The sequence below is a fragment of the Sphingomonas sp. IC-56 genome (assembly GCF_021043375.1).
Lineage (GTDB): Bacteria > Pseudomonadota > Alphaproteobacteria > Sphingomonadales > Sphingomonadaceae > Sphingomonas.
In genome coordinates this window covers 524,232-544,167 of the sequence record NZ_JAJNDV010000001.1, presented here as the reverse complement: position 1 = coordinate 544,167, position 19,936 = coordinate 524,232, and the positions used below count along the sequence as shown (strand labels likewise).

Annotated in this window: 17 protein-coding genes; 7 read left to right on the top strand and 10 right to left on the bottom strand. The window is 64.8% G+C overall.

Annotation, left to right across the window (positions count from 1 at the left end; translation table 11 throughout):
- Window positions 1-114 precede the first annotated feature (114 nt).
- Genes LQ953_RS02720 through LQ953_RS02710 form a run of 3 tightly spaced genes read left to right on the top strand, consistent with a single transcriptional unit; the run spans window position 115 to window position 7,503 of the window.
- On the top strand, window positions 115-2,964 hold the full coding sequence (locus LQ953_RS02720; protein WP_231029029.1) for a TonB-dependent receptor: 2,850 nt from the start codon (window positions 115-117) through the stop codon (window positions 2,962-2,964).
- Between the two features lie 23 nt (window positions 2,965-2,987).
- Window positions 2,988-4,610, top strand: coding sequence for a DUF5597 domain-containing protein (locus LQ953_RS02715; protein WP_231029027.1), 1,623 nt, complete (start codon window positions 2,988-2,990; stop codon window positions 4,608-4,610).
- Between the two features lie 43 nt (window positions 4,611-4,653).
- Window positions 4,654-7,503, top strand: coding sequence for a TIM-barrel domain-containing protein (locus LQ953_RS02710; protein ID WP_231029026.1), 2,850 nt, complete (start codon window positions 4,654-4,656; stop codon window positions 7,501-7,503).
- 150 nt (window positions 7,504-7,653) lie between these two features.
- Here LQ953_RS02710 and trmB read toward each other — a convergent pair whose 3' ends face one another.
- Window positions 7,654-8,334, bottom strand: a complete 681-nt coding sequence (trmB, locus tag LQ953_RS02705) for a tRNA (guanine(46)-N(7))-methyltransferase TrmB (protein WP_231029024.1) — start codon at window positions 8,332-8,334, stop codon at window positions 7,654-7,656.
- Window positions 8,335-8,369: 35 nt separating this feature from the next.
- Window positions 8,370-9,194 (bottom strand): EAL domain-containing protein, encoded by an 825-nt coding sequence (locus LQ953_RS02700; RefSeq protein ID WP_231029022.1) that lies wholly within the window; start codon window positions 9,192-9,194, stop codon window positions 8,370-8,372.
- A 184-nt stretch (window positions 9,195-9,378) separates the two neighbouring features.
- Between LQ953_RS02700 and LQ953_RS02695 the strand changes: the two genes are divergently transcribed.
- A complete protein-coding gene (locus LQ953_RS02695; RefSeq protein ID WP_231029020.1) occupies window positions 9,379-10,002 on the top strand; it encodes a phosphatase PAP2 family protein in 624 nt (207 codons plus the stop codon).
- Between the two features lie 9 nt (window positions 10,003-10,011).
- Here the strand turns inward: LQ953_RS02695 and LQ953_RS02690 are convergent, their stop codons facing one another.
- From LQ953_RS02690 to lnt, 3 genes are all read right to left on the bottom strand, one after another.
- Complete coding sequence (locus LQ953_RS02690) at window positions 10,012-10,731, bottom strand: EAL domain-containing protein (protein WP_231029018.1); 720 nt, start codon at window positions 10,729-10,731, stop codon at window positions 10,012-10,014.
- A gap of 220 nt (window positions 10,732-10,951) precedes the next feature.
- Window positions 10,952-12,160, bottom strand: coding sequence for a methionine adenosyltransferase (metK, locus tag LQ953_RS02685; protein ID WP_231029017.1), 1,209 nt, complete (start codon window positions 12,158-12,160; stop codon window positions 10,952-10,954).
- 72 nt (window positions 12,161-12,232) lie between these two features.
- Window positions 12,233-13,774 carry an apolipoprotein N-acyltransferase gene (gene lnt / locus LQ953_RS02680; RefSeq protein WP_231029015.1) on the bottom strand — a complete coding sequence of 514 codons (1,542 nt, stop codon included), beginning with the start codon at window positions 13,772-13,774 and terminating at the stop codon, window positions 12,233-12,235.
- A gap of 143 nt (window positions 13,775-13,917) precedes the next feature.
- Between lnt and LQ953_RS02675 the strand changes: the two genes are divergently transcribed.
- The 3 genes from LQ953_RS02675 to LQ953_RS02665 are packed head-to-tail and all read left to right on the top strand — an operon-like array spanning window position 13,918 to window position 15,567.
- A complete protein-coding gene (locus LQ953_RS02675; RefSeq protein ID WP_231029013.1) occupies window positions 13,918-14,787 on the top strand; it encodes a class I SAM-dependent methyltransferase in 870 nt (289 codons plus the stop codon).
- 49 nt (window positions 14,788-14,836) lie between these two features.
- Entirely contained in the window at window positions 14,837-15,256 is a 420-nt protein-coding gene (locus LQ953_RS02670) for a VOC family protein (protein WP_231029011.1), read from the top strand.
- Between the two features lie 8 nt (window positions 15,257-15,264).
- Window positions 15,265-15,567, top strand: coding sequence for a polyhydroxyalkanoic acid system family protein (locus LQ953_RS02665; RefSeq protein WP_231029009.1), 303 nt, complete (start codon window positions 15,265-15,267; stop codon window positions 15,565-15,567).
- A 28-nt stretch (window positions 15,568-15,595) separates the two neighbouring features.
- On the opposite strand, the gene LQ953_RS02660 is transcribed toward LQ953_RS02665, so the two are convergent.
- The 5 genes from LQ953_RS02660 to LQ953_RS02640 all read right to left on the bottom strand — a co-directional run bounded on the left by LQ953_RS02660 (window position 15,596) and on the right by LQ953_RS02640 (window position 19,741).
- Complete coding sequence (locus LQ953_RS02660) at window positions 15,596-15,808, bottom strand: DUF4287 domain-containing protein (RefSeq protein ID WP_231029007.1); 213 nt, start codon at window positions 15,806-15,808, stop codon at window positions 15,596-15,598.
- Window positions 15,809-15,899: 91 nt separating this feature from the next.
- A complete protein-coding gene (locus LQ953_RS02655; protein WP_231029004.1) occupies window positions 15,900-17,279 on the bottom strand; it encodes a PQQ-dependent sugar dehydrogenase in 1,380 nt (459 codons plus the stop codon).
- 8 nt (window positions 17,280-17,287) lie between these two features.
- On the bottom strand, window positions 17,288-18,223 hold the full coding sequence (locus LQ953_RS02650; protein ID WP_231029003.1) for a hemolysin family protein: 936 nt from the start codon (window positions 18,221-18,223) through the stop codon (window positions 17,288-17,290).
- Between the two features lie 8 nt (window positions 18,224-18,231).
- Window positions 18,232-18,741: an rRNA maturation RNase YbeY gene (ybeY, locus tag LQ953_RS02645; protein WP_231029001.1), complete on the bottom strand. Its 510-nt coding sequence runs from the start codon at window positions 18,739-18,741 to the stop codon at window positions 18,232-18,234.
- On the bottom strand, window positions 18,734-19,741 hold the full coding sequence (locus LQ953_RS02640; protein WP_231028999.1) for a PhoH family protein: 1,008 nt from the start codon (window positions 19,739-19,741) through the stop codon (window positions 18,734-18,736). The genes ybeY and LQ953_RS02640 overlap by 8 nt, the downstream gene beginning before the upstream one ends.
- Between the last annotated feature and the right edge of the window lie 195 nt (window positions 19,742-19,936).

The following is a 19,936-nucleotide window of genomic DNA, read 5'->3' as shown; positions in this document are numbered from 1 at the left end:
CGCTTCTCCTCAATCAGTCTCCGGCTGGTGCAGCGTCCCGTGCGGGCGCGCTGCATGTCGGCGGCACCGGGAGGAAGACACATGGGCTCGACAGCCGGACAAGGGAAAAACTCGATGGAACAGACGCTTCGCCGCGCGTTGATGCTCGGCGTTTCGGTGGCAGCGCTGGGCGTAGCGCCGCATGCGATGGCGCAGGCTGGCAACGGCGGGCAAGCGAGCGGGCAGGATGCAGCTGTTACCGCGGGCCAGGAAGTTCCGCCCCGCATGGGCGCGACGCAGGACGAGGCTGCCATTGCAGAGGCCGATGAGGTCGTCGTCACCGGGCTTCGCGCCTCGCTCCAGTCCGCGCAGGCGATCAAGCAGAACGCCGACCAGTTCGTCGACTCCATCACCGCGATCGACATTGGCAAGCTGCCCGACAAGAACGTCGCCGAGACGCTGCAGCGCATCTCCGGCATCCAGATCACCCGCAACCGCGGCGAAGGCTCCGGCATTGCGATCCGCGGCCTGACTCAGGTGCGCACCGAGATCAATGGCCGTGACGCGTTCAGCGGCTCGGGTGGCCGCTCGCTGAGCTTCGAGGACGTGCCGTCCGAACTGCTTGCCGGCGTCGACGTCTACAAGAACCCGTCGGCCGACCTGATCGAAGGCGGTATCGGTGGCACGGTGAACCTGCGCACGCGCATGCCGTTTGACGAGCGTGGCACTGACTGGGTGGTCGCCGCCACTGTCGGGGCCAACAATTACGACCTGGTGGGTGACACCAAGTTCAACGCGTCGGGCCTGATCAGCAAGCGCTGGAGCACCGGGATCGGCGACATCGGCATCCTGTTCGATGCGTCCTATTTCGGCGGCGCCTTCCGCACCGACGAACTAGTGATCGAGCCGTATCGCAGCACGTCCGCAATCGACGGCACCAGCCGTTCGGTGCCGGTGGGCGCGGGTATCGGCGTCACCTACGGTGAGCGCGAGCGCAAGGGCTATTATGGCGCAGTGCAGTGGGCGCCGAACGAGAATCTTGAATTCTACGCAACGGGCCTGCGGTCTGAATATTATATCGAGACGCCCAATTATACGTCGTTCGTCACCCGCGGCACCGACACTGTTGGCCTTTCGGGCCTGACACCGTTGCCAGGCTTCCAGTTCGACGAGGATGGTGTGTTCCAGGCCGGCGGGTTCTCGGGCTTCACGCCCGATTGGTCGCTGCCGCCGACCTACGACAATCGCAACCAGCTCAACCTCGCCAACAACAGCCAGCTTTCGTACAACGATAGCGCGACGACCGATTTCTCGGGCGGCATGAAGTGGAAGATTAGTGATCGGCTGCGGCTGAACGTTGACCTTCAATATGTGAAGGCGAAGTTCGAGAACCGCAGCTACACCGCGTTCGGACAGCGCGACCTGGCATCCTACGCCATCGATCTGACCGGCGACCTTCCCCAGATCACCTTTGGCGGCCTCCCCGGCTCCGCCTCGATCAGCGAGCCGAGCAGCTACCGCATGACCGCGCTGATGGACCACAAGGAAGACAGCGACGCGGAGCAGAAGACGGCGCGCGCGGACCTCACCTGGGACTTTGAAGAGGGCTTCCTGAAGAGCATTTCGGTTGGCGGACGCGTGACCGATCGCACCGCGATCAACCGCAGCACTCCCTATAGCTGGTCCGGTGCAGTGGGTTCGGCGCTGCTGAACGATTCGCGTTTCAACGCAGTGGGTAATCCGTTCGCCGGTGACTTCTTCCATGGCAACAGCACCAGTGTCGGCAACGTGCCGTTCGTTGGCATATCGGCGCTGAGCGAAGGGACGGTGGCCGGCCTGTTCCAGAGCGTGGTGGGCCGCGGGCTGACCGACTATGGCACGCAGGACATCAACACCCAGGCAGAGAACACCTATGCCGGCTATGCCATGGTCCGGTTCGAAGGCGGGCCGATCGACGGCAATATCGGTGTGCGGGTCATCAAGACCAAGAACGAGGCGATCGGCAGCACCCGCCTGACCTATCGTCCGGACCTGTTGCCGACCACGGCGCAGGTGACGGTCGACCAGCCGTTCAATGCCGAACAGGATTACACCAAGGTCCTGCCGACGCTGAACCTGCGGGCGCACATCACCGATACGTTGCAGGCGCGCTTCGCGGCCGGCAAGGCGATGGCACGCCCGGCATTCGGCGATCTGCGCGCGATCCGCACGCTGTCGCTCAACTATAATCAGACGACGGCACCCGACGGCACCGTCACCGGGTATATTCCGACGACGCGGACCGGTGGGGGCGGCAACCCGTTGCTGAAGCCGGAGGAAAGCAAGCAGATCGACGCGGCGCTTGAATGGTACGCCAAGCCAGGCACGCTGCTGTACGGAACGGTCTTCTACAAGGACCTGACCAACTTCATCTACGACTCGGTGTTCGACGTGCAGTATGCGGTGCCGAACGGCACAGCGCAGACGTTCCAATATACCGGGCGTTTGAACGGCACGAACGGGTCGGTTAAGGGCTTCGAAATTGGCGGCAATACCTTCTTCGACTTCCTGCCGGGTGCGCTGTCGGGCTTCGGCGTACAGGCGAACCTGACCTATGCGGACTCCGATGCGCCGGGCAGCGGCGGTACGCTGCAGGACGGCGAGCGCGTCTCGACGCCGCTCCAGGGACTTTCCAAGTGGAGCTACAACCTGATCGGCATGTATGAGAAGTACGGCTTCACCGCGCGTGCTGCGTACAACTGGCGTGACGATTACCTCGAGACGGTGGCGGGCAACGGCACCGGCGGGGTTCCGATCTATCGCAAGGCCTATGGCCAGCTCGATGCGTCGATCTCGTACGACTTCTCGGAAAAGGTCTCGCTGACGCTGGACGCCGTCAACCTGCTGCGTCAGCGGCAGGAGAGCTACCAGAATGTCTCCACCAACCCGCGCTTCATCCGCTTGGAAGATCGCCGTGTTGGTCTGACTTTCCGTATCCGTAACTGAACAAGAAGGGCCGGTCGCAAGCGATGACTTCCTTTACCCGCCTGGCTTCGGCTCTTCTCCCCCTCGTGATCGCCGCCGCACCCGTTGCGGCGGCGGCGCAGGACGTGCCCCGCATCGCCACGCGCGAAGGCAAGCACGCCCTGATGGTCGACGGCGCGCCGTTCCTGATGCTCGGCGCGCAGGCGAACAATTCGAGCAACTATCCCGACGCGCTGCCCAAGGTGTGGCCGTTCCTGAAGCGGATCCACGCCAACACGCTGGAGATGCCGGTCGCCTGGGAGCAGGTCGAACCGGTCGAGGGACAGTTCGACTTCTCCTTTGTCGATACGCTGGTGGAGCAGGCGCGCGCCAACGACATGCGCCTGGTGCTGCTGTGGTTCGCGAGCTGGAAGAACACCGGCGCTACCTATGCGCCGGCCTGGGTGAAGTCGGACACGCGTCGGTTCGCGCGCATGACCAAGCCCGATGGCACCCCGCATTATGTGATCAGCCCGCATGGCCGCGCCACGCTGGAAGCCGACAAGCGCGCGTTCGTGGCGCTGATGACGCACCTGAAGCGGATCGATCCGCAGAACACCGTGATCATGGTGCAGCCGGAGAATGAAAGCGGCAGCTATGGGCTGGATCGCGACCATTCGCCCGAAGCGCGCAAGCTGTTCGCCGGCCCCGTTCCCGCGCCGCTGCTCAAGGCGATGCACAAGCAGCCGGGGAGCTGGAGCCAGGTGTTCGGCACCAGCGCCGACCGGTACTTCAATACTTGGTACTACGCGAAATATATCGGCGAGATCGCCGCGGCGGGCAAAGCCGTGAAGCCGCTGCCCATGTATGTGAACGCAGCGCTGGGTGACGCCTTCGATCCTGCCAAGGGTGCAGGCCCTTCGGGCGGGCCCAACTGGGACGTGATGCCGATCTGGAAGACCGCGGCGCCCGCGCTCGACCTGATCGCGCCGGATATCTACAACCGCAATCCCGAACAGGTGACCGGCTTCTTTGCCGCCTATGCCAAGCCGGACAATGCGCTGATGGTGCCCGAGATTGGCAATGCTGCCGAATATGGCCGCTTCCTGTGGCCGGCACTCGGGCATGGCGCGATCGGCTTCGCGCCGTTCGGCATGGATGAGACGGGCTTCTTCAACTACCCGCTCGGCGCCAAGCGCTTCGACGACGCGACGGTTGCTGCCTTTGCCGAACCCTATCGCCTGTTGCACCCGATCGCACGCGACTGGGCCAGAATCGCGTTCGAGAACCCGACCTGGGGAACGACCAAGGGAAGCGACGGCAAGGACCAGTCCCAGGTGCTCGGACGCTGGCGCGTCACGGCGCAATATGGTCACTGGCAGATGGGCGAGGCGAGCTGGACCTGGCTGAAGCAGGACAAGCATCCGATGGCCGACCAGCCCGAGGGTGGGGCCCTGGTCGCGCAGCTTGGTCCCGACACTTTCCTGCTGACCGGCCGCCATGTCCGCATGCGGCTGGGGTTGGCCGAGGGCAAGCAGGCCACGCAGATCGTCAGTGCCGAGGAGGGCACGTTCGTCGGCGGCCAGTGGCGGATGTCGCGGCGCTGGAATGGCGACCAGATCGACTATGGGTTCAACTTCACCGACAAGCCCGTGTTGCTGAAGGTGACGATGGGGACCTATCGCTGAGCCGATTGGCCGGCGAGACGGAACAACGAAGGAGTTTGAAGACGTGAAGCACTGGTTCCTCGGCGCTGCCGCAGCGCTGGCTCTGGCCCCCGGCGTCGCCGCTGCGCAGACCGTCGAGCGTATTCCCAACGGCGTGCTCGTCACTCCCGCTGAAGGCACGGCCAAGCGCGTGCGCGTGCTGGTCTATGGCGATGACAGCTTCCGAGTAACGGCTTCGCCGGCCGAGGACCTGAACCTGCCCACCAGCCTGATGGTGGTGGCCAAGCCGCATGGCGATTATGCGGTGAGCGAGGCCAACGGCGTCGTGACGGTGAAGGCACCGCGCGCCTCTGCGGAAATCCGGCTGCGCGACGGCCATGTTCAGTTCCGCAACGCCGCGGGCACGGTGGTGCTCGGCGAAACGCAGCGCGGCTTCACCCCGGTGAGCGTGGAGAACAAGCCCTTCCTCGCCACCCACCAGCAGTTCAACCGCGGCACCGATGAAGGCTTTTATGGCCTGGGTCAGCATCAGTACCGTCAGATGAATTACAACGGCCAGGACGTCGAACTGGCGCAGCACAACATGGACATCGCCGTCCCGTTCCTGGTGTCCACGCGCAACTACGGGCTGCTGTGGGACAACAACTCGATCACACGCTTCGGCAATCCCAAGCCCTATGACCATGTGGGGCAGGGGCTGAAGGTCACCAGCGGCGGCAAGCCAGGTTGGAAGGCCGAATACTTCCTCGACGGCAAGTCGGCGGTCACGCGCCAGGAAGCCTTCATCGACTATCAATTCATCAAGGACCAGAAGAACTGGCCCGAGGCCGGCAAGGCGAAGACCGTCGCATCGGCGAATGCGGGGCAGAACACCGCCGGCGTCGTAGTGGGCAAGCAGAACGTGGTGTGGACCGGCACCGTCCATCCCGAGGCTACCGGCGTTCACAAGTTTCGGCTCTATTCGTCGAGCTACATCAAGGTCTTTGCCGACAACAAGTTGGTCTATGACGGCTGGCGGGTGAACTGGAACCCGTGGTTCGAAAATATCGACCTGCCGATGACCAAGGGCAAGCCGGTTAACCTGCGCATCGAGTGGGAGCCTAATGCAGGCTATCTCGCGCTCTTCCATAGCGATCCGCTGCCCAAGCAGGACCGCAACTCGTTGTGGATGTCGTCGGAAGTCGGCCACTCGATCGACTATTACTTCGTCGGCGGCCGCAACATGGACGACGTGATCGCCGGCTATCGCGATCTTACCGGCAAGGCGTCGATGATGCCGAAATGGGCCTATGGCTTCTGGCAGAGCCGCCAGCGTTACGAGACGCAGGACCAGCTGGTCGGCGTGGTGCGCGAATACCGCAACCGCCAGATCCCGCTCGACAACATCGTTCAGGACTGGTTCTACTGGCCCGAGGACCAGTGGGGCAGCCACGACTTCGACAAGAAGCGTTTCCCCGATCCCGACAAGATGGTCGACGACGTTCACAAGATGAACGCGCGGATCATGATCTCGGTCTGGCCGAAATTCTATCCCAACACCGACAACGCCAAGGAACTGGCGGCAAAGGGCTATCTGTATCGCGGCAACCTTGATGCGCGCGAAAAGGACTGGGTCGGCCCGGGGTACGAGAATACCGACTATGATCCCTACGCGCCCGAAGCGCGGCAGATCTACTTCCGCCAGGTGCGGGACAAGCTGGTCAGCAAGGGCTTTGACGCGTGGTGGATGGACGCGACCGAGCCCGACATCCACTCCAACCTGTCGATCGACCAGCGCAAGGAGCGGATGGGGCCAACGGCGATCGGGCCGGGTGCAGAGCTGTTCAACTCCTTCCCCCTGGTCCACGCCGATGGCTTCGCCGAGGGTCTACGCAAGGCCGAGCCGGACAAGCGGCCGTTCATCCTGACGCGTTCGGGCTTTGCGGGCACGCAGCGTGCGTCCTCGGCGTTGTGGTCGGGCGACGTGGCGGCGCGCTGGGAAGATTTCCGCGACCAGATCTCGGCCGGCGTGAACCTGTCCATGTCGGGCATCCCCAACTGGACTCACGATATCGGCGGCTTCTCGGTCGAGGAGCGCTATACCGAGCAGCTGCCCGAGGCGATGCCGGAATGGCGCGAGCTCAACCTGCGCTGGTTCCAGTTCGGCGCCTTCTCACCGCTATTCCGCAGCCATGGCGAGACCCCGTTCCGCGAGATCTATGAGATCTCGAAGGGCGACGCGGCGATGTACGATTCGATGCTGTGGTACAACAAGCTGCGCTATCGGCTGATGCCCTACATCTACACCGTGGGCGCCGACACGCACTTCAAGGACGGCACGATCATGCGCGGGCTGGTCATGGACTTCCCGCAGGACCGCAAGGGCTGGAACGTCGACGACCAGTACATGTTTGGCCCCTCGCTGCTCGTGGCGCCGGTCACGCAGTTCAAGGCGCGGTCGCGCAGCGTCTATCTGCCGGCCGGCACCGGCTGGTACGCGATGGAGAGCGGCCGCTTCTTCAAGGGGGGGCAGTCAATTACCGCGGACGCGCCGCGTGAGCGGATGCCCCTGTTCGTGCGGGCAGGCTCCATCGTGCCGACCGGCCCCGACATCCAGTACACCGCGCAGGATAAGGGCGGGCCGCTGGTGCTGCACGTCTATACCGGTGCGAACGGCGAATTCTCGATCTACGAGGATGACGGGACTAGTCGGGATTATGAGAAGGGCCAGTTCACCCGCATTCCCGTGCAATGGAACGAGGCAGCCGGCACGCTGACGATCGGCGCCCGCCAAGGAAGCTACGACAAGATGCCGCCGCGCCGGAGCATCTCGGTCCGCTTCCACAATCCGGAACAGGCGACCGCGCTCAGCTTCGACACGGGACCGCAGGCATTCGTCTATGACGGTAAGCCCATCACGGTGCGGCGCCCCTAGCCGCGTCACGGACAGGTGATTACCCGCCCAGTAGCCTACTGGGCGGGTCGTCGCTGTTCTAGCTCATGTCCTATGATCGGAATATGCACGGCGACTGCGAGCCGGTTGTTCGGGCGAAGATAACCGCAGAAGCCGGCGATTCGTGCGGTATCAAACGCGCGTGTACCTGAAGTACCAGACCTCATGCCCCTGACGGCGGGCCTTGCGCTCGTAGCGGGTCTCGGGCCAGTCGTCGGGGCGCACCAGGAAGTCCTGCGCACTCTGCGCCTGCCAGACGAAGTCGCGGCGCTGCTCCATCACCATCATCGACCAGCGGCAATAAGTGGGATCATCGGTCCCCAGGCGGAACTCGCAGCCGGGCTTCAGCTTGCTGGCGATCAGGTCGAGCGGGCCATGGTTCATCATCCGCCGCTTGGCGTGCCGCGCCTTTCGCCAGGGGTCCGGGTGCAGCAGATACACGCGGGTAAGGCTCGCGTCGGGCAGGCGCTCCAGCACTTCCAGGGCGTCGCCCATATGGAGCCTGACATTGGTGAGGCTATCGTCGCGAATGTGGTTTAGGGCGCCCACGACGCCGTTCAGAAACGGCTCGCAGCCGATCAGGCCGTGATCGGGCCGCATCGCCGCCTGTCCGGCAAGATGCTCGCCGCCGCCAAAGCCGATCTCGAACTCGAGCGGGCGATCGTCGCCGAACAACGTGACCGCGTCCAGCGGGCCGGCATCGGGCACACTGACCTGCGGCAGCAATTCTTCGACAAGCGTGGATTGGCCGGCGCGCAGCTTATGGCCCTGGCGGCGGCCATAGAGGCGGCGGATGGAAACGGGATCGGACACGCGCGCCTGTTAGCGTGCCCGCCGGCAGGTGCAAGCTAGACTGCGACCGCCAGCGCCGGCTGCGCCGCGCGGTGGAGCGGAAAGGGCGCGCGCTGGTGATGGGCGAGGCGGCGATGGGTGGGCTGCAGGCTGCGCGGCTCGCGGCGGGGTATGTCGGCCTGGGGCAGCGGCAGCGGGCGTTCGGCCTGGACATGGCGCACGCCGATCGCCGCCAGGACGCGGCACTCGCCGGCACTCTCGGCACCGCGCGCGACCACGGTCACGCCCATGCTGCGGCACAGACGCATCACGCCTTCGGCGATCAGGCGGCGGGAAGGGCTGGCATCGATGTTGCGGACCAATGCCGGATCCAGCTTCACATAGCGTGGCGTGAAGCTGCTGAGCAATTTAAGCGCGATCGGACCGGCAGCGAACCCGTCGAACGCAATAGCCACGCCCCGTCCGGTGCAGACCCGCGCCAGCGCCGCCGCGCTGTTCAGGTCGCCGCGTTCATCCACGCTGATCTCCACGATGATGCGCTCCAACGGGAAGCGATAAGCGAGTGCGGTGCGGAACAGGTGCGACAGCAGCGGCTCGGCCATGCCGGCAGCCGCGCCAATCGGCACGGCGAGCAGGGCGTCGCTTTCGCGAAGCCCAGCGGCCACGGCCGCTTGAAGCGTTAGGGCGATGCGGCTGGCCTCAAGCGCGGGGCGCTGTTCGAGCGGCAGCGCCGCCAAGGCTGCGCCGAAGCTGCCGCCATCGGGTGCAGTGGCCAATGCCGCGTAGGCAAAAGCCTGGCGCAGGCCGGTCGTGGCCATCGGTTGAAACGTGATGCGGAGGTCGAGACGCGGATCGATGGCAGAAACGGTGCGGACGGTCATTGGCTTCCCCTTTCGAGCGGTGAATTATTGGTTAATGCCGCGTCCGAACACTCCGTGCGTCGCCGCGTTGGATTCCCCCCGATAGGGATTCTCCCGAGGCCGGGCCTCCGCGAACGGGAGGCTCGGCAACAGTTTATAACGACCCTGCCGGCGAACCTTCGCGGAAGCGGGGGGTTGTCAGGGCATGGGAAAGAACACGTCGAAGGGTTCGCAGCTTGCCGCGCGCGCCAGCAAGGTCGAGCGGATCGACGCCAGCATCGCCACCGCCGCCGTGGCGCATCGCGACAACCCAGCCGTGCGGGCCGTCGGGGCGCTGAGCGAGCTATCCGACCAGCCGCCCTTGCTGGCTGCGTCGGCCGTGACGCTCGCCGCCGGGCTGGTGCTGCGCCGGCCACGGTTGGCGCGGGCCGGGCTACGGATGCTCGCGAGCGAAATCGTGGCGACTGCGATCAAGGCCGGGATCAAGCGCTATGTCGCGCGCACGCGGCCGCACAAGATGCTGGAGGATGGGCGCTACCTGCTGCACCGGGACAAGAACGCCGACAAGAATGAGGGGCCCTGGAACAGCTTTCCGTCCGGGCACACGGCCGGCGCGGTGGCCGTTGGGCGGGCGCTCAGCCGCGAATACGCGGGTGCGTCCCATGCCGCTGCAGGCCTCGCCGCTGCAGTTGGTCTGGTTCAGCTGCCGCGCGGCACGCACTTTACGAGCGACGTGATCGCCGGCGCGGTGGTGGGATGGGTTGCCGAGGCGGCCGTGAACAAGGCCGTGAACGCCGGCACCGGGGCGCTCACTACGCGGATGGAGTAGCCACTACGGTTAGGCGGCGGCGCGGCGCAGCTGTGGAGCGGGAAGGGTGCCCGCTTCGGGCTTGGCGATCGCCTCGCCCTGCACCAGGTGCAGGCCGAAGCCGCCCAGTTTTTCCAGCACGGTCGGGCAATCGACGCCGGTGGCAATCGCCTTGAGCCCAAGGCTGCGAAGCCTGGGCGTCAGGTCCTCCAGGAGGATGCGGCGCGACCAGCTTGACGCGATCCCGGAGACCAGCTCCGGCTCCAGCTTCACCAGATCGGGCTTGTAGCGGCCGCAGGTGCCCAGGCCCGATTGCCCCGGACCCAGGCCCACAAATGCGGTCAGGCAGCCCAGCTTGCCATAGACATGGACGATCTCGGCCAGATGCGGTCCGCTTACCGCCTCGTAATCGTGGATCGCGAAGATCAGGCGCTCGGGAATCACCCCGCAGGCGCGTGCCGCCTGGAGCGCAGGCAGCAGGTGCTCGCTCGGTGCCGTGATCGCATCGGCAAAGGTGGGAATGCACAGCCGCGCGCCGCTCGTGCCAAGTCCCGCCGCCGCCGCCCAGCGAATCGCCGCAACGGCGCAGCGCCGGTCGAAGTTCACGCGCGCTTCGGCATCCATCGACGCGCGGATCTCCTGCGCGCTCGTGTCGCCAGCGCCACGCAGCACGGCCTCATAGGCATAGACTCGGCCGGCGCCGGTGTCGGCGATCGGCTGAAAGGCTATCGTGTTTGCGTTCTCGGCCATTCGACGGGGCTCCCCCTGCGACTCCATCATCCCATTCCTTTCCCGCAATCCTGCATGAAGAAACAGGATTACCGAAGCGTTTACGATGCTTCCGTAGAACCCGACTCTGCGGGAGCGGCCCCAGCTAATCGTAGACGCTTCTCCAAAAGCGAATGCTGTGCAGACAAGAAAAAGGCCGGAGGATCGCCCCTCCGGCCCGCTTTTCTTCAGGAACAACGTGTCAGGCGAGTGCCGCCTTCAAGTCCTCGGCCAGGTCGGTCTTTTCCCAGGGGAAGAAGTCGCCCTCTGCCTGGCGGCCGAAATGGCCATAAGCAGCGGTGCGCTCGTAGATCGGCTTGTTGAGGCCCAGGTGGGTGCGGATGCCGCGCGGGGTCATGCCGCCCAGCTTCTCGATGCCCTGGATTGCCGCCTCGATCTTGTCATCGCCCACCGTGCCCGTGCCGTGCGTGTCGACATAGAGCGACAGCGGCTTGGACACGCCGATCGCGTAGGCCAACTGGATCGTGCAGCGCTTGGCGAGTCCTGCGGCGACGATGTTCTTGGCGAGATAGCGGGTGATGTATGCTGCCGAACGGTCGACCTTGGTCGGGTCCTTGCCGGAGAACGCGCCGCCGCCATGGGGGCTGGCGCCGCCATAGGTGTCGACGATGATCTTGCGGCCGGTCAGGCCGGCGTCGCCGTCCGGGCCGCCGATCTCGAACGATCCGGTCGGGTTGATGTGATAGACGGTCTCGTCCGACAGCAGCTCGGCCGGGATCACATCCGCCACGACCTTCTTCACATAGGCCTTGAGCTCGGCTTCGTTGTCGCCTTCGTCATAGCCCTTGCCATGCTGAGTCGAGACGACGATCGCAGTGGCTGCGGCCGGCTTGCCATTCTCGAAGCGCAGCGTAACCTGGCTCTTCGCGTCGGGCTCCAGGAACGGCGCCGCGCCCGAATGACGGTCGGCGGCCATGCGCTCCAGGATCTTGTGGCTGTAGTACAGCGTGGCCGGCATCAGGTCCGGAGTCTCGTCGCAGGCGAAGCCGAACATGATGCCCTGGTCGCCGGCGCCTTCGTCCTTGTTGCCGCTGGCGTCCACGCCCTGCGCGATGTGTGCCGACTGGCCGTGCAGGTTATTCTCGAAGCGGAAGGTCTCCCAGTGGAAGCCGTCCTGCTCATAGCCGATGCGCTTCACCGTGTTGCGGACGGTGCGTTCGATCTCTTCCTGCGCGCCCTCAGCCCAGGCGCCGTTCTCGTACACGCCCTTGCAGCGGATTTCACCGGCAAGCACGACCAGCTGGGTGGTGGTCAGCGTCTCGCAGGCGATGCGCGCCTCGGGGTCCTTGGACAGGAACAGGTCGACGATAGCGTCGGAAATCTGGTCGGCGACCTTGTCGGGGTGGCCTTCCGAAACCGATTCGGACGTGAAGAGATAATTGGAACGCATGATTTTCCTCGAGCGGGTGGGAGGAAAGCAGGCCGTTGCCATGCCATATAAAGCTTTCCTTATATCCCTGCCCTAGCTGGCCCGGCGGCGGATGGCAACGGCCAAGAGCAGCAGCACCCCGGCAGCGATCAACACCATCCAATTGCCGACCCGCGAGAAGAGCGTCGGCGGCAGCGGGCGGGGCAGGGGCATTTCGATCGCGCCCTGCTGGCTTGCGGGAACGCTGCCCAGCACGTGCCCGCGCGCGTCGATCACTGCGGAAATGCCGGTCGGGGTGGAACGGAGTACGGGCAAACCTTCCTCGATCGCCCGCAGCCTGGCTTGGGCAAGATGCTCGGGCGGACCCCAGCTACCGAACCACGCGTCGTTGGAGGGATTGAACAACATGTCCGGTCGGTTCTTCGGGTCCACCACCTGCCCGGAGAAGATGATCTCGTAGCAGACCTGCACGCCAATCTTGCCGAAGCCGGGGATGCTCAGGGTCGCCGGACCAGGCCCAGGCACATAATCGACATCCCCCATCACCAGCCGCGACAATCCCAGCGGCTCGAGCAGCCCGCGCATTGGCAGATACTCGCCATAGGGCACCAGATGCGCCTTGTCGTAGCGCTGGCCGAGCATGCCGGAGGGCTCCAGCGGCCAGACGGAGTTTCCCGCGCCGGTCAGCGTGCCGCTGCGATCGAAGAACAGCGCGTTGCCGCTGACCAGCGCGATATCGCGGGGCCCAAGAATAGCCGCGATCTTGCCACGCACCCAGCGCGGATCGCCGCGGCGATAAAAGCGCGGATCGGGATAATCGTCCTCGACATAATGGTTCACCATCCCCTCGGGCCACACGACCAGGCGGGGCACGGCGCCGGGCTGGCCGCTGCCCTGCATCAGCTGCTCGATGGCGCGCTCGGGATAGTCGGGGGCGCTGACATTCTCTTGGCCGAGATTGGGCTGGACCACTCGGACATGCGGTGTGCCCGCGGGTGCTTCCGGTGCGCGGTCGGGCAGCAGGAAGCATGCCGCGAACACTGCGGCGCTGACGCCAAGCGGAACGAAGCGGCGGGTCGCTGCCAGAAGCAGCGTGCCCGCAGCGAGCACCGCCACGCCCGACAAGGCATAGGTGCCGATCCACGCTGCGATGTGCGCCACTGGCGTCGGCAGCCACAGCACCCCCAGCGGATTCCACGGATAACCGGTGAACAGCGTGCCCCGCAGCCATTCGGTGACGATCCAGGCCGCGGCGGCGGCCAGCACGCAGGGAAGGTCGGGCAGCTCGCCCCGGGACCGAACCGTGCGGCTGAACCGCCATGCTAGCCCCATCGCCAGCGCCGGAAACACCGCCAGGTACAGCGCTAGCGCCACCACCGCGAAATAGCCCAGCACCGGCGGCATCCGATCCTGATAGTCGAAGGCGTGCTGAATCCAGTTATTCCCGATGGTGAAGTGCCCGACGCCGAACACCCACCCGCGCGCCAAAGCCGACTTGAGGCTCGGCGCCTGATGCACCAGCCACAGCAGCGCCGCGAAGCAGGCGAGTGTGACGAACCACAGGTCCAGCGGCGCAAATCCGACAGGCGACAAAAGGCCGATGGCCAGGGCGAGGAGCAGCGGGCGGCGGAGCATGTGCTGCCTCTATCAAAAGGCGCTGCAAAGCGGGAGAGTGAGAACGAATGTCAGTCCAGATCCGAAACGATCACATGGTTTTCCCTCTATAAACCATAGAGGCCCATGATTTTTCGACGGGTCCAGCATCTAAGAGGGACACCATGACATTTGGCGGCTTCATCCAGCCTGACGAGCAGGCACAGGATCAGACCAAGCTAGCAGAGCATTTCGGGATCACCATCTATTCCGGCTATCAGTCGGTGTCTCAGTCGCGCAAACATGCCGGACAGAACCGTATTTACGACCGCGTCGCTGATCGGCTTGCGGCGCTCGATCTCGGGTATGAGGATCAGTGCTCAGCCAAATACTATTACGACCTCGTCCGCACACTGCGCGATCTGAATGGGCAGTTTGATCGGGTCGTCGAAGTTGGCGTCTTCATGGGCGGGTCGACCTCCTATCTTGCCGGGTGCATGCAGCCCTTCGATTTCGACCTGGACCTGGTCGATGTCAGTGCAGACTTTCTGCGGTTCAGCTATGAGCGTGTTCGCCGCATGTATCCGGAAGCCGCCACCAGGATTCGCCTCTTCCACGGTGACTTGCCATCCTATGTCCGTCACGGGATGTTGGCGAATACGACAAGCCGTTACATCATCCATCACGATGGCGCGCACGACTTCAATCAAGTTGTAAAAGACATGGCCTCGCTATCCTTCGTCAGGGACAAGATCGAAGCGATAATCGCCCAGGATACGCATCTACGCGGCACGATTGACCACATGAACTTCGTCGATATGGCTCTGTTTGCCGTATTTGGCATGGATTTGAAGTTCGCGACGATCGGAGAAGCGTATCCGGAGGGTCCGATGACGCAGCCCAACGCGTATCAGGGCAACTACTTCCTTCCCGGTGCCGCAGAGGGTGTCGTACTGCCGATGGCGGCGAACACCTTCCAGTATCCCCATCCCATGCTGCTAATGGATGACTTCCTGCCACCAGCGCTTGAGCACGCATCCGCTTCGGCCGCTTGAGGCAGGATCGCGCTTCGCTCGCAATCCATCTTCGAGTAGGAGCGGGGGCATGTCTCTGCGCCCGTTCCATCTCGCCTTTCCGGTCCACGACCTTGCTGCGGCCCGCACTTTCTACGGTGACGTGCTCGGCTGCCCGGAGGGGCGCTCGTCCGATCACTGGATCGACTTCGACCTGTTCGGGCATCAGATCGTCGCGCACTTGGATACCGCCACTAAGCCGGTGACCGCCGCCAGCGCCGTGGACGGCCATGACGTGCCGGTGCCGCACTTCGGCGTGGTGCTCACGATGCCGGACTGGGAAGCGCTGGCCGCGCGGGTCGAGACAGCCGGCATTCCCTTCGGCATCGCGCCGCATGTCCGCTTCAAGGGCCAGGTCGGCGAACAGGCGACGATGTTCTTTCGCGACCCCAGCGGCAACGCGCTCGAGTTCAAGGCGTTTGCCGATGACTCCCTTCTATTTGCACGCTGAGGTACTCCGTGGCTGATCCGATTACGCTCGACATTCCCCACAAGCTGGGCCGCGACGCCGCCAAGACCCGCATCGGCGGCGGCATCGGCAAGCTGGCCGACATGTTCCCCGGCGGCGGCACTGTCGATCAGCGCTGGGAAGGCGACACGATGCACTTCACCGTGAGCGCCATGGGCCAGAAGGTCGCCAGTCGGCTGGAGGTATTCGAGGACAAGGTCCACGCCGTGGTCGACCTGCCGCCGATGCTCGCGCTGTTCGCGGGCAAGATCCGCGAGAAGCTCGCGCGCGAAGCGCCCAAGCTCCTGAAGTAACCCGCCGCTGCCGGCGCGGGCGGTACGCTCAGTCCTGTTCTGCCGCCAGGGTGTGGGCCACCAACGCATTGGCATGGCCATGCCCCATCTGGTGATCGTTCTTCAGCATGGCGACCAACTCCACATGCTTGGCCGGAAGATGCGTGCGGATCAGCGCCTGCCACTCGGCAATGGGCTTGCCATATTTCTGCTCGATCGACGGGAAGTAGGAAGCGGGTCCCTTTGTGGGTTCGTCAGCCATGGTTCGCCTCCTCTCCATTTTGCGATCCAAAGCCTGGGCGCAGGGGACCTGGACGACAAGGCGGGTGCGTCGCGCCCAGGATCCGGCGCCGCTACTGCGCCGCGCTGACCCGCCAGATCATGTTGCCGACATCGTCTGCGACCAGCAGCGCGCCGGTGGCGTCGGTGATGACGCCGACGGGGCGGCCCTTCACCGTCTTGCCATCGGGGTTGATGAAGCCGGTGAGCACGTCGACCGGCTTGGCATCACGCACCGGGAAGCCGTTGTCGGCGAACGGCACATACACAACCTTGTAGCCCGAAGGCGGCGTGCGGTTCCACGAGCCGTGCAGGCCGACAAACGCGCCATTGCCCCAGCTTCCGCCAAGCTTGGCGTCGCTGGCGAAGCTCATGCCGAGCGGCGCAGTGTGCGCGCCGAGCGCGAAGTCCGGGCGCTTGGTATATTCGCGCAGATCGGGCCGTCCCGGCTCGACGCGCTTGTCTTCATAGCCGCCCCAGAAATTCCAGGGCCAGCCATAGAAACCGCCGAAATCGACCTGGGTCAGGTAATCGGGCGGCATGTCCGATCCGAGCATGTCGCGCTCGTTCACCACGGCCCACAGCGCGCCGGTGTGCGGCTCGAAGCCCATGCCGTTGACGTTGCGCAGGCCCCAGGCGAACAGGCGCAGTTTCTTGGTATCGGGGAACACCTGGACGATCATCGCGCGGCCGGCCTTGCTGCTGGCGCGCGCCATTTCGGCGGGGCCTTGCGCCGTATAGGCGGCGCCTTCGGCCTCCAGCCCATTCTCGGCGATGTTCGAAGCAGAGCCGATGCTGACATAGAGCGACTTGCCGTCAGGTGCGGCGACCACGTTGCGCGCCCAGTGATTGCCGCCTCCGGGCAAGTCTACGACCTTCTCTGCCTTGGCGGTGATCCTGGTCTGGCCGGGAGCGAAGGGGAAGCGCACCAGCGCATCGGTGTTGGCGACGTAAAGCCAGTTGCCCGCTAGCGCCATGCCGTAGGGCGAGTTGAGCCCGGTCAGCAGCACGGAACGCCGATCGGCAACGCCGTCGCCATTGATGTCGCGCAGCAGGGTGATGCGGTTGGCCGAAGGCACGCCGGCGCCTGCACGGCCCATGAACACGCGCATGAAGAAGCCGGTGATCCCGCCGCCTTCACGTGGCGGCGAATTGGTCTCCGCCACCAGCACATCGCCGTTCGGCAGGCGGTAGAGCCAGCGTGGATGGTCGAGCTTGTCGGCAAAGGCGACGACCTGAAGCCCCGCGGCCGCGGTCGGCTTGCTGCCGTTCCAGCCGACCGGCTTGGCTATGCCGACGGTCGGCAGCGTCTGGGTGCGGGTGGTGCTCAGCTGCGGCACGCGGCCGGTGACGGCCTGCTCGCTGAGTTGTGCCTTGTCGGGGCGCGACAGGTAGAACAACACGCCGCCGCCAACGACCAGTACCGCCACCAGCAGGATCAGGAGGCGCTTCATCCACTTCTTCATTCTTCGTCCTCGATACGCTGCACCGGCGGGTGCAGGCGCAGGCGGTTCACCTTGCGGCCGTCGGCGTCGATCACTTCCAGCTTCCAGCCGCTGGAATGCTCCAGGCAATCTCCGGGCTTGGGCACCTGCCCGGCCAGCACGAAGGCCAGACCGCCGATCGTATCGACATCCTCCTCGACTTCGGCCAGGCGCGGGTCGATCATCTCGGCAATGTCTTCCAGCTCGGCCCGCGCATCGGCTTCCCAGCCGCCGCCGTCGATCGGCACGATCAGCGCGGTGGGGGCATCGTCATGCTCGTCCTCGATCTCGCCGACGATCTCTTCGATCAGATCCTCGATGGTAATCAGCCCCTCGGTGCCCGAATATTCGTCGAGCACCACGGCGAGGTGCGTGCGGCTCAGCTGCATCTGCGCAAGCAGGTCGATCGCACCCATCGATTGCGGCACATAGAGCGGCTGGCGGATCAGTTCGGCGATGCTGTCCGGATGGGGTGCACCATTGGCCAGGATCGCGAACACGTCCTTGATATGGACCATGCCGATGATGGTATCGAGCTCGTCGCGATAGACCGGCAGCCGACTGTGCCCAGCCTCGGCAAACAGCGCGACCAGCCCGGCAAAGCTGGTGCTTTCCTCGACAGCGATGATGTCGGCGCGCGGTACGCCCATGTCGCCGGCGTCGCATTCGCCGAAATGCAGCAGATTGCGCAGCATCTGCCGCTCGATCGGTGCAAGGTCGCCTACCGGCGTCTTGCTGCCCTCTTCATCGGCTTCGTCGATCGCCTCTTCCAGGCGGTCGCGCAGCGTTTCTTCCTGTTCGTCACCGAACAACAAGGTGCGAATGCCGCGCCATATGCCGCCGCCTTCGCTGGAATCCTGGGTGGTGTTGGTAGTGTGACCGGAAGTGGTGCCGGTACTGGGGCCCTCGGGCATGTTCGTGGTCAATCCTCGCGAACGGTATAGGGGTCGTGCAGGCCAAGCTTGGAAAGCGCGGAGCGCTCCATCTCCTCCATCGCCTCGGCCTCGGCATCGTCCATATGGTCGTAGCCTAGCAGATGGAGCACGCCATGGACAATCAGGTGGGTGGCATGGTCCTGCGTCGAGATGCCGCGCTCGGCCGCCTCGGCTACGCAGACGTCATGCGCCAGAATGATGTCGCCCAAAATGACTTCGCCATCATCGCTGTTCTGCGTGACGGCATCGAGCAGGTCGGGCTGGATCATCGGAAAGGACAGGACGTTGGTCGGCTTGTCCTTTTGCCGATAGTCGCGGTTGAGGATGCGCACCTCCTCGTCGCTGGTCAGCCGCACCGCGACTTCGATCGCGGTCGGCCAGCCTAGCCACTCCGCATAGGGCGTCTCCCGGATCGCCGCCTCGGCCGCGCGATTGGCTAGGGCGTCCCAGTCGGCATCGGGCCACGGGGCTTCGGGAAGAGCGGCAACGTCAAGCATCCGGGCCTTCATAGGCATAGACGATGCGCCCGACCAGCGGGTGACGAACCACGTCGCCGGCATTGAAGCGGCTGATGGCAATGCCTTCGAGGCCCTCAAGCCGGCGGACGGCGTCGTTCAGGCCCGAAGCATTGGGACCGCCAGGAAGGTCGGTCTGGTTCGGATCGCCGCACACCACCATGCGGCTGTTCTGGCCGAAGCGGGTGAGGAACATCTTCATCTGCGCCGGCGTGGTGTTCTGCGCCTCGTCCAGGATCACGAAAGCGTCGGCCAGCGTCCGGCCGCGCATGAAGGCGATCGGCGCGATCTCGATCTCGCCCGAGGCAATGCGCCGCTCGACCTGTTCGGCGGGCAGGCAGTCATAGAGCGCGTCGTAGATCGGGCGGAGATAGGGGTCGACCTTCTCCTTCATGTCGCCGGGCAGGAAGCCCAGCCGCTCGCCAGCCTCGACTGCGGGGCGCGACAGGATCAGCCGCTGGACGTTGCCGGTGATGAGCTGCGCCACAGCCTGTGCGACCGCGAGATAGGTTTTGCCGGTGCCCGCGGGCCCGAGCGCGAAGATCAGGTCGTTCGAGATCAGGTCACGCATATAGTGCGTCTGGGCAACCGAGCGCGGCACGATCGTCTTCTTTCGGGTGCGGATCATGATCGCGGGCGGGGGGCCGCTGCCTTTGGGATCGGCGCGCATGATGCCGGCAAAGGTCGGCTCGTCGGACATGGCGATCACCGCCTCGATCAGCCCGGTATCGATCGCCTCGCCACGGATCACGCGGGTCTGGAGCTCGGTCAGCACTTCGCGGGCATGCGCCACGGCTTCCGCCGACCCCTCGATCACCACGCGCTGGCCGCGGGCGTGGATATACACGCCCAGCCGTTCCTCGAGCGCGAGGATGTTCGAATCATATTCCCCGAACAGCTGGGGCAGGAGCTGCGGCTTGTCGAACGTCACCTCGACCCGGGAGCGTTCACCCGATTGGGCGGGGACTGGCTTGCGGCTCATGCGGCTCCTTGGAGATAAAGGGAAAAATCGGTGACGTTGAGGAAGTTGCGGTCCTCAAATGGGTCTCGCAACTTCATGGGGAAAGGGGCTGCGCGGCCATCAAGGCCGTAACCGGGAACAGGAGCGGAAGTTCCGTTGCGCATGATCGCGCAGGAGGATGGCAGAGCAAGTCGAACAAGGACAGGGGGAAGATGC

Excerpts from the sequence above, each read along its gene's own strand:
- LQ953_RS02655 (WP_231029004.1), bottom strand. The coding sequence starts at position 17,279 with ATGAAGCGCCTCCTGATCCTGCTGGTGGCGGTACTGGTCGTTGGCGGC.
- LQ953_RS02640 (WP_231028999.1), bottom strand. The coding sequence starts at position 19,741 with ATGAGCCGCAAGCCAGTCCCCGCCCAATCGGGTGAACGCTCCCGGGTC.
- LQ953_RS02650 (WP_231029003.1), bottom strand. The coding sequence starts at position 18,223 with ATGCCCGAGGGCCCCAGTACCGGCACCACTTCCGGTCACACTACCAAC.
- LQ953_RS02675 (WP_231029013.1), top strand. The coding sequence starts at position 13,918 with ATGACATTTGGCGGCTTCATCCAGCCTGACGAGCAGGCACAGGATCAG.
- ybeY (WP_231029001.1), bottom strand. The coding sequence starts at position 18,741 with ATGCTTGACGTTGCCGCTCTTCCCGAAGCCCCGTGGCCCGATGCCGAC.
- LQ953_RS02660 (WP_231029007.1), bottom strand. The coding sequence starts at position 15,808 with ATGGCTGACGAACCCACAAAGGGACCCGCTTCCTACTTCCCGTCGATC.
- LQ953_RS02715 (WP_231029027.1), top strand. The coding sequence starts at position 2,988 with ATGACTTCCTTTACCCGCCTGGCTTCGGCTCTTCTCCCCCTCGTGATC.
- LQ953_RS02695 (WP_231029020.1), top strand. The coding sequence starts at position 9,379 with ATGGGAAAGAACACGTCGAAGGGTTCGCAGCTTGCCGCGCGCGCCAGC.
- LQ953_RS02700 (WP_231029022.1), bottom strand. The coding sequence starts at position 9,194 with ATGACCGTCCGCACCGTTTCTGCCATCGATCCGCGTCTCGACCTCCGC.
- LQ953_RS02690 (WP_231029018.1), bottom strand. The coding sequence starts at position 10,731 with ATGGCCGAGAACGCAAACACGATAGCCTTTCAGCCGATCGCCGACACC.
- LQ953_RS02670 (WP_231029011.1), top strand. The coding sequence starts at position 14,837 with ATGTCTCTGCGCCCGTTCCATCTCGCCTTTCCGGTCCACGACCTTGCT.
- metK (WP_231029017.1), bottom strand. The coding sequence starts at position 12,160 with ATGCGTTCCAATTATCTCTTCACGTCCGAATCGGTTTCGGAAGGCCAC.
- LQ953_RS02720 (WP_231029029.1), top strand. The coding sequence starts at position 115 with ATGGAACAGACGCTTCGCCGCGCGTTGATGCTCGGCGTTTCGGTGGCA.
- lnt (WP_231029015.1), bottom strand. The coding sequence starts at position 13,774 with ATGCTCCGCCGCCCGCTGCTCCTCGCCCTGGCCATCGGCCTTTTGTCG.